Here is a 5,264-nt window from a genome sequence, read left to right as displayed (position 1 = left end):
CGCGCGCCCGGCGGGGGAGGCGGGATGGTCGCGCGCCGCCGCGAGCGCCGCGTCGTAGTGGCCCAGCGCCTCGGCCGGCTTGCCCTGGTCCCAGGCGAGCCGGCCCAGCATGTGCAGCGCCTCCGCCTTCTCCTCCGGTGTGACGGCCCGCTCCGCCGCCTCGGCCGCCTTCGCCGCCGCGTCCGCGTGCCGGCCGCTCTCGTGGTAAAGGGCCGCGGCACGCTCCAGCACCGGTGTCCCGGAGCGCAGCCCCTTCAGCCGGTCCAGCGCCTCGCCCGCCGCCTTGTACTCGCCCAGACCGCTGTACGCGTCGACGAGCACCGGATAAGGAGTCCAGTCGTCGGGCCGCTGCTTGCGTACCGTCTCGGCCCATTTCTTGGCGGTGGTGAAGTCGTGCCGCGCGTTGGCGAGCCGGGCCAGGCCCACCAGGGCCGCCGGATTGCCGTACTCGGCGGGCTCGCCCGCCTTGCCGTCCTCGCCCGGCCTGCCCGGCCGGGCCGCGACGGCCCGCTCGTCCGCCTCCGCCACCGTCGCGAGCGAACGCTGAAGTGCCTGGTCGGCCTTGGGGTAGTACGCCGAGTTCCCCTGCCGCGCACCGCGTTCGACATACGCCGCGCCGAGCACCGCCCAGGCCTCGCCGTCCTTGGGATGGGTACGCAGCCAGGCCTCCCGGTCGCGGATGAGCGCGGTCAGGTCCGGGATCGAGGCCGGCGCTCCGGCGCCCGCGGCGGCCATCGCCCGCGCCTCTGGAGTCAGCACCGGCCGCTCATGGTCGGCGGGTACGAACAGCAGGACGCCCCCGACCAGCGCCGCGCCCACCCCTGCGGCCATCGCCGCCCTTCTGACGTGTCTGACCTGCTCTGTTTTCATGGGGTTCATGGTGATTACTGTGCGTCCATATGAAGAGCACACCAGCGCTTGCCGCTGTGGATCGCAGACGGGTTCACACCGATGGCCCCGGATGCGAGTCTGGGATCATGGATGATCTGGATTCCCAGGACGACCTCGTCGTACGGCTCCGGTCCGGGCTTCCCGCCGAAGCCCTGATCACCGACCCGGACATCACGGCCTCCTACGCCAATGACATGGCGAGCTTCTGCGAGGCGGGCACACCGGCGGTGGTCGTGCTGCCGCGCTCGGTGGAGCAGGTCCAGCACGTCATGCGCACCGCGACCGCGCTGCGCGTTCCCGTCGTACCGCAGGGCGCCCGTACGGGACTGTCGGGCGCCGCCAATGCCTCGGACGGGTGCATCGTCCTCTCCCTGACCAAGATGGACCGGATCCTGGAGATCAGTCCGGTCGACCGGATCGCCGTGGTCGAGCCGGGCGTCATCAACGCCGCTCTCTCCCGCGCGGTCGGCGAGCTGGGCCTCTACTATCCGCCGGATCCGTCGAGCTGGGAGATGTGCACCATCGGCGGGAACATCGGCACGGCCTCCGGCGGGCTGTGCTGCGTCAAGTACGGCGTCACGGCGGAGTATGTCCTCGGCCTCGATGTCGTCCTCGCCGACGGCCGGCTGCTCACCACCGGCCGCCGTACCGCCAAGGGCGTGGCCGGCTATGACCTGACGCGGCTCTTCGTCGGCTCGGAGGGCAGCCTCGGCATCGTCGTCAAGGCCGTCCTCGCGCTCAGGCCCAAGCCGCCTCAGCAGCTCGTGCTGGCCGCGGAGTTCGCCTCCACCGCCGCCGCGTGCGACGCGGTCTGCCGGATCATGGAGCGCGGACACACTCCGTCCCTGCTCGAACTGATGGACCGTACGACCGTCCATGCCGTCAACGCGATGACCAATATGGGCCTGCCCGACACCACCGAGGCCCTCCTCCTGGCGGCCTTCGACACACCGGATCCCGCCGCCGATCTGGCCGCCGTCGGTGAGCTGTGCGCCGCGGCCGGTGCCACCGAGGTCGTGCCCGCCGAGGACGCGGCCGAGTCGGAGCTGCTGCTCCAGGCCCGGCGGCTCTCGCTCACCGCGCTGGAGACCGTCAAGTCGGCGACGATGATCGACGATGTGTGCGTACCGCGCACCCGGCTCGCCGCGATGCTCGACGGCACGGCGGCCATCGCGGAGAAGTACGGCCTGACCATCGGCGTCTGCGCCCACGCGGGCGACGGCAACACGCACCCTGTCGTCTGCTTCGACCAGGCGGATCCGGACGAGTCCCGGCGCGCCCGCGAGTCCTTCGACGAGATCATGGCGCTCGGTCTGGAACTGGGCGGCACGATCACCGGCGAACACGGCGTCGGCGTACTGAAGAAGGAGTGGCTGTCGCGCGAACTGGGCCCGGTGGGAGTGGAGTTGCAGCGCGGCATCAAGCGTACGTTCGATCCGCTCGGCCTGCTCAATCCCGGCAAACTCTTCTGAGCCCACGGCCGCTGAGCCCACGGCCGCCGGCCCTCCCCGAGCGGCCACCGGTCAGGCCTCACCGTCCGTCGATCCGTCGGACGGCCAGGGATCCCGCAGCCACAGATCGTCCGCGGGAGTGGCGGCGAGCAGCTCGGCGAGACCGTCGTCCATGCCGAGCTGCCCGCTCTCCGTACCGGGAGGCACGATCCGCAGCGTCCGCTCCACCCACGCGGACACCGCCGCCGAGGGCGCCTCCAGCAGCGCGTCGCCGTCGGGCGAGGAGAGGGCCACACAGAGAACGCCGCGCCCGGCGACCTTCGTCGGCCAGATCCGTACATCGCCGTGCCCGCACGGCCGGAACACGGCCTCCACCAGCAGCTCACGGGCGAAGGTCCATTTGACGGGCGTCTCGGAGCCGATGTGAAAGGTGATGTGCACGGCGTACGGATCGTCCGCACGGTACGTCAGCCGGGCCGGTACGGGGATGCCGCGCTCGGGCGACAGCACCAGGCGCAACTCCAGATCGCGTTCCACGACGGTAGGCATGAGCGGCACTTCCTCTCCTGACGGGACGGCCCTGCGACGGGCCCGTACCAGGAGAGAGGCGCCACCTCGCCGGCTATGACGCGACTTCCGGCGACGATTTCGAAGCCGTTCACGCGGGAGCCCTCCACGCGGGAGCCCTCCACGCGGGAGCCCTTCGCACCCGAGCTGTTCACGCGAGAGCTGTTCACGCGAGGTGCCGTTGACGGCTATCGCACGCCCATCGCCGGGTCATGGGCGCTCCGCACCCTTCAGAGGTTCCTCTGTACGCAGGATCCACCCAGGAAGGTTTCGCATGCGGAGCACAGGCAGCAGATTCTCCAGGCGTCACACGGTCGCGGCGGTGGCGACGGCCGCCGTCGCGCTGACCGCGGCCGTGGTCGTCCCGGCGCAGGCGGGCCCGTCGGCCGCCGAGGTGGCGGCGAAGGCCGAGACACCCGTCCTCTTCGACGACGCGGCCGGCGGCGATGCCAGCGCCGACGATCCCGCGATCTGGCGCAATCCCGTGAACCCGGCGCGCAGCCTGGTGCTCGGCACCGCCAAGGTCGGCGGACTGCGCGTGTACGACCTTGCGGCGCGCGAGGTGCAGTCGATCCCGTCACCGGCGGCCCCGGGCCCCGACGACATGCCCGGCCGGCTGAACAACGTGGATGTCATCGACGGCACCGATCTCGCCATCGCCACCGACCGCGGCCGTGACAAGCTCGTCATCTACCGCATCGACCCGGACCGCCGCTCGGGCCCCGTCACCGACATCACGGCCGCCGACGCCTCGCCGTACATCTTCTCCGCCGACCAGGACGAGGTGAACGAACAGGCCACCGCGTACGGTCTCGCCTCCTGGAAGGACCGGAGGACGGGCCGTGTCTACGCCGTCGTCACCCAGGAACTCACCAACCAGGTCGCGCTGCTGGAGCTGACGAAGCCGGTCCACGGAAAGATCGGCTACCGCAAGATCAGGACGATCGGCTTCCCGACCACCTTCAAGCTGCCCGACGGCGGGACCTGGACGCCCTGCGAGGAGCCGGGCGAACAGGCCTATCTGGAGGGCCTGCGCGTCGACGCGGCCAACGGCGTGCTGTACGCGGGCCAGGAGGATGTCGGCCTCTGGCGGATCAACGCCGACCTCACCGGCCGGCCGACGCTGGTCGACAAGGTCAAGGACTACGGCGTGCCGTACACGCAGGATCCCGAGACGGGCGAGTGCGTCGCGGGCGAGGACCCGGGCTTCGGCGGACGCCATCTCGTCGCGGACGTCGAGGGCATCACGCTGCTGGAGCAGCCCGGTGGCGGCGGCTATGTGGTGGTCTCCAGCCAGGGTGACAGCACCTTCGCCATGTACGACCGTGACCCGGCGAAGGGCAACGCGTACAAGGCCGGATTCCGGGTCGGCGCGGGCCATGGGCCCGGCGCGGTCGACGGCGCCGACGGCACCGACAGCCTCGACATCGTCAACAAGTCGTTCGGCGCGCGGTATCCGCAGGGACTCGCCGTGTTCCAGGACGGCGAGGACAGCCCCGAGGTGACCGGTCCCGACGGTGAGCCGCGCGAGGGCTCCAACTACAAGTACGTCGATCTGCGGGACCTGGCCAGGGCCACCGGTCTGCGCCTGCGCTGACGGGCGTACGGCCCGCCGGTTCCTCCCACACGTACAGCCCAGCCTTTCCGCCCTCTTCCCGCCCCCGTCCGGCGCCCGGTCCGCGCCCGGACGGGGGCGTTCGACGTCCGGCCTTTGGTACTGGCGCCCGGCTCTTCGTGCAACCTTCGTACAACTTGTCGAACACTTCTTGGCCCACATCCTTTCGAATGCGGTCTTTCTGCTGTTCTCCTTCTTCAGGCATCTGAGTTCTTCGTTAATGTCTTCCTTGGCTGAACATGGTGTGAGTGAACGGAGTTGGGGTCAGTGGCTACTCCTCCTGGTGACGGCGGGAACGTACCCCGGGAAGGGTTCTACCCAGACCCGTCCATCCCCGGATACGTCCGGTACTGGAACGGCGCCTCCTGGGTGCCCGGTACGAGCCGGCCCGCGCCCCAGGGCGACGGGACGACGCCAGGAACTCCGGCCGCTCCCGGCGCTTCCGCCGCGCCCTCCGTGGACGAGACGGGCCCGGTCTTTCTGGACGAGGAGCCGCCCGGAGGGCCCCGGCCGGAGCCGGCGTCCGTCTGGCAGGCCGACGCCTCGCGGCAGACCGGCTTCGGCGGTGAGCGCGACGAGCGTGTCTCCTGGGGAGCGGGCGGCCAGGATCCGCGTATCCCCGGGCCCGCGTCACCGCCCTCGCCCGGTCCCGGCCGTTTTCCGGCGCTGCCCGCAGGCGGCGGCTCCTCCGCCGCGCACCACGAGGTCCCGCCGCCCGTTCCCGGCGATCCGACGGGCGG

4 protein-coding genes and 1 pseudogene are annotated in these 5,264 nt (G+C 71.1%); 3 read left to right on the top strand and 2 right to left on the bottom strand.

The features are described 5' to 3' along the window. Window positions 1-870, bottom strand: a pseudogene (locus tag GA0115259_RS26030) (hypothetical protein); the annotation flags it as partial. A 107-nt stretch (window positions 871-977) separates the two neighbouring features. Between GA0115259_RS26030 and GA0115259_RS26025 the strand changes: the two are divergent. Next, window positions 978-2,363, top strand: coding sequence for an FAD-binding oxidoreductase (locus GA0115259_RS26025; protein WP_093601528.1), 1,386 nt, complete (start codon window positions 978-980; stop codon window positions 2,361-2,363). Between the two features lie 51 nt (window positions 2,364-2,414). Here GA0115259_RS26025 and GA0115259_RS26020 read toward each other — a convergent pair whose 3' ends face one another. Next, on the bottom strand, window positions 2,415-2,891 hold the full coding sequence (locus GA0115259_RS26020; protein ID WP_093601530.1) for an SsgA family sporulation/cell division regulator: 477 nt from the start codon (window positions 2,889-2,891) through the stop codon (window positions 2,415-2,417). 292 nt (window positions 2,892-3,183) lie between these two features. Between GA0115259_RS26020 and GA0115259_RS26015 the strand changes: the two genes are divergently transcribed. Next, window positions 3,184-4,506 (top strand): phytase, encoded by a 1,323-nt coding sequence (locus GA0115259_RS26015; protein ID WP_093601526.1) that lies wholly within the window; start codon window positions 3,184-3,186, stop codon window positions 4,504-4,506. Between the two features lie 285 nt (window positions 4,507-4,791). After that, window positions 4,792-5,264: DUF2510 domain-containing protein (locus GA0115259_RS26010; RefSeq protein ID WP_141716693.1), on the top strand; the 473-nt coding region annotated here is incomplete at its 3' end.

This window comes from Streptomyces sp. MnatMP-M17 (assembly GCF_900091995.1).
Taxonomy (GTDB): domain Bacteria; phylum Actinomycetota; class Actinomycetes; order Streptomycetales; family Streptomycetaceae; genus Streptomyces.
Note: the sequence above shows the minus strand (reverse complement) of the source record. Positions and strands in the feature narration are given on the sequence as shown.

What these genes read in the sequence shown, in the direction of transcription:
- GA0115259_RS26020 (WP_093601530.1), bottom strand. Translation starts at nt 2,891, where the DNA reads ATGCCTACCGTCGTGGAACGCGATCTGGAGTTGCGCCTGGTGCTGTCG.
- GA0115259_RS26015 (WP_093601526.1), top strand. Translation starts at nt 3,184, where the DNA reads ATGCGGAGCACAGGCAGCAGATTCTCCAGGCGTCACACGGTCGCGGCG.
- GA0115259_RS26025 (WP_093601528.1), top strand. Translation starts at nt 978, where the DNA reads ATGGATGATCTGGATTCCCAGGACGACCTCGTCGTACGGCTCCGGTCC.